This window comes from Streptomyces sp. NPDC050743, from assembly GCF_044456925.1.
GTDB lineage: Bacteria > Actinomycetota > Actinomycetes > Streptomycetales > Streptomycetaceae > Streptomyces.
In genome coordinates this window covers 1-2,546 of the sequence record NZ_JBITGJ010000281.1, presented here as the reverse complement: position 1 = coordinate 2,546, position 2,546 = coordinate 1, and the positions used below count along the sequence as shown (strand labels likewise).

Annotated in this window: 4 protein-coding genes and 2 pseudogenes; 2 read left to right on the top strand and 4 right to left on the bottom strand. The window is 67.8% G+C overall.

Going from position 1 to position 2,546, the window contains the following annotated elements; translation table 11 throughout:
* Positions 1-209, bottom strand: a pseudogene (locus ACIBJF_RS52975) (hypothetical protein); the annotation flags it as partial.
* Between ACIBJF_RS52975 and ACIBJF_RS52970 the strand changes: the two are divergent.
* Positions 172-339 (top strand): transposase, encoded by a 168-nt coding sequence (locus ACIBJF_RS52970; RefSeq protein ID WP_399185048.1) that lies wholly within the window; start codon positions 172-174, stop codon positions 337-339. The pseudogene ACIBJF_RS52975 and the gene ACIBJF_RS52970 overlap by 38 nt on opposite strands.
* A gap of 79 nt (positions 340-418) precedes the next feature.
* On the opposite strand, the gene ACIBJF_RS52965 is transcribed toward ACIBJF_RS52970, so the two are convergent.
* From ACIBJF_RS52965 to ACIBJF_RS52955, 3 genes and pseudogenes are all read right to left on the bottom strand, one after another.
* The gene (locus ACIBJF_RS52965; protein ID WP_399185047.1) at positions 419-1,393 is read right to left on the bottom strand and encodes a WGR domain-containing protein; all 975 of its coding nucleotides are present in this window, start codon (positions 1,391-1,393) and stop codon (positions 419-421) included.
* Positions 1,394-1,547: 154 nt separating this feature from the next.
* Positions 1,548-1,754, bottom strand: a pseudogene (locus ACIBJF_RS52960) (transposase); the annotation flags it as partial.
* Positions 1,755-1,775: 21 nt separating this feature from the next.
* Complete coding sequence (locus ACIBJF_RS52955; protein ID WP_399185046.1) at positions 1,776-2,135, bottom strand: hypothetical protein; 360 nt, start codon at positions 2,133-2,135, stop codon at positions 1,776-1,778.
* Between ACIBJF_RS52955 and ACIBJF_RS52950 the strand changes: the two genes are divergently transcribed.
* A complete protein-coding gene (locus tag ACIBJF_RS52950; protein WP_399185045.1) occupies positions 2,125-2,325 on the top strand; it encodes an ATP-binding protein in 201 nt (66 codons plus the stop codon). The genes ACIBJF_RS52955 and ACIBJF_RS52950 overlap by 11 nt on opposite strands.
* Positions 2,326-2,546 lie beyond the last annotated feature (221 nt).

Sequence of the window (2,546 nt, the reverse complement as noted above, 5' to 3'; positions counted from 1 at the left end):
GGTCAGCGCGCCCACCGGGTCCAGGTCGGGCGTGCCGCGGGGCCACCAGTCGTCCCGGCCCGGCTCCGACTCGTACGCGTACCACAGGCCGTCGCCGCCCAGCCGGAGTTGGCGGCGGCCAGGCGCACCGCGTCCTGCCACAGGGTCAGCTCGCCCACCGGGTCCCGTCCGGTGCCGAGCAGCGCGTGGGCGCGGGTCGAGCCGTTGCTCCCGGATCCTCCGCCGAAGCGGGGTGGCCGCTGGCGGGATCACCGGCAGGTGATCGACGCGATCGCCTTCGAGTTCCGGACTGGAACGCAGTGGGTGCATCTGCTGCCGGAGAAGTGCGGCAACTGGTAACTGTGACCGGGAAGGTTCACCGGCTGGCGTCGACGTTTTGCAGTCGGGGACCGAGGCAGACGACGACCAGGCTGTGTCCTCAGCTGACCAGGAAGGACAACACGTCAGCGAAGGACATGGTCGTGTCGGGTTCGAGGCGCATGGTTCCGCCTCGGAAGGACCGCACTTCCAGCCAGCTCTGCGGCGATGCCTTCGGCAGTACGTCCATGAGCTTTTGCAGGTCGGCTGACCGGTAGACCTTGAAGGCCTGCGTTCTTCGGTAGGGCGATGGCTGGATGTCGAAGCGCAGGTCCACCACGGGCTGGGGTGCTCGTCCCCAGTCGCTGTAGGGCAGCGCGGTGCGGCCGTGGATGCGGGCGTCGACCAGCACCTCCAGGTCCTCGTCTGCGATCTCGCAGTTGAAAACGGGGAAGGCCGTTGCCACCCGGTCCGCCGCCGCAGGGTGAGCGGCGCAGGCCCGCCCCAGCGCAGGCGAACAGAACAGCGCGTGGTCGAAGGGCCCGACGAGGCTCGGCAGGGGCACCTTGTGGTGGGACCGGCCGTCGAAGGCGAGGTCACGCTCGGAGCAGAGGAGCTCCAGGAAGGCAGCGACGATGCCGTCCTGGTGGCTGCCGGCTCCGACTGTGAAGCGGACCGCGCTGCGCCCGTGATCGCGCAGGACGTAGTACTCGAAGAACCCCATCGGATGATCGGGCGTGTGGGCGCGTCGGTAGACCTGGTCGAAGCTGTCGACCGGCAGGTAATGGGCAGCCGGCGCGTAGGGGCCGGCAGCCCTGGTGATGACGTCCAAGACCGGTGTCTCGGCCTCGGCTTCTGCCGGGTCGCGAGCCGGGGCCACCTCGGTGAAGCCCTTGCGGAGACGCTCGTTGATCTTGCGTGCTGTGTGGCGCCGCGCTTGCACCTCGTCGTCAAGCGTCGTCGTGCTCGCCTTCCCCGGGGTCCGATCGGAGCCCCATCTGAGGAAGCAGCGGATCCCTTCTTGACGGATCTCCCAGTATTCGAGCGTGGTCGCTTGCCGCTCGAACCGCCGCCATCTCGTCACCCGGTCTCCCATGCCACCTGGCGGTCTGCCCTCGCCAGGACCGTACGCGGGTGACCCTACCGCTCGCTCGTTCGCCTGCGAGCCGGCCCTCACCGATGGTCAGAACACCGGGCTGGGCATCCGTCCGTCCCAGCGGATGCCTTTCTCATTGCGGATGCGGGCGCGCTCCGTTCGCTGTGCGGCGACAAAATCGCTTATACACCGCCTGCCATGGGTCGTACCGTTCGGGCAGGTCGTGCCAAGGAGCGCCGGTCCGCAACCGCCAAAGCACCCCTTCGACCATTTGCCGGTGATCCCGTCAGGGACGGCCACGCCCATCCATCCACCCGCGGCGCAGCAGGGGCTCTATTCGCTCCCATGCCGCATCCGTCAACTCGCCTTGATCAGCCCATGATCAATGGTCGGCGTGGTCCTGGCCCGGATCGTGCACGGGCCTCGGCACGAAGAGGCTCAGCCGGTAGGTGGTCGGCTGCATCAGGCGCCCACAGAGCGTATCCAACCGCGCCGCTGTCCAGTCGATTTGCTCGTCCGACGCTCGCAGACGATGGATGTGAGCACGCCATTCCGACTCGTCCTGGGTCTCGAAGAGCACTTCCCAATGACCAGTGCCAGGCGCGAAGCGAGCGCCGGCCCGCTGCCTCTCGTCGTGCTGCCTTCGTTTACTCTTCCGCTGCCCTGGCATCGGCCCAGCATCGCCGGACCACGCGTCTTCAACAAGACGATTAACCGCATCGTCCAGCACTGTGCTGATCACTTGTCAGACAGATCCTGAACAGGTCCGCCTCTTCGGACGCTGGGATGAGGTCATCGGTGACGACACGGTCGCCGCCGCGGTGAGCGACCGCCTCGTCCACTACGCAGAAGTGGTCTCCCTGAAAGGCGACAGCTACCGCATGTGCGGCCGCGACCTCGGACGGGTTCCCGCGGCCGACACCGGGGAATGACCAACATCAACTGACGCAGTGGGGGTGACCTTCACCTGCCCTTTCATCAGGGGGCTTGCGCGGCGGCGCCTGCGCTGAGTTCGGGGAGCAGTCACCGACGACGAGTGCGCGCTCCTACCCTCGCGCGTTCACCGGGTTCCTCCGAGGATGCCCCGGCCTTCAGGCCGGGGAGGAATCGGACTCCTGCGGAGCGGGGCAGGGATGGCCGGATCGCCGTCGGG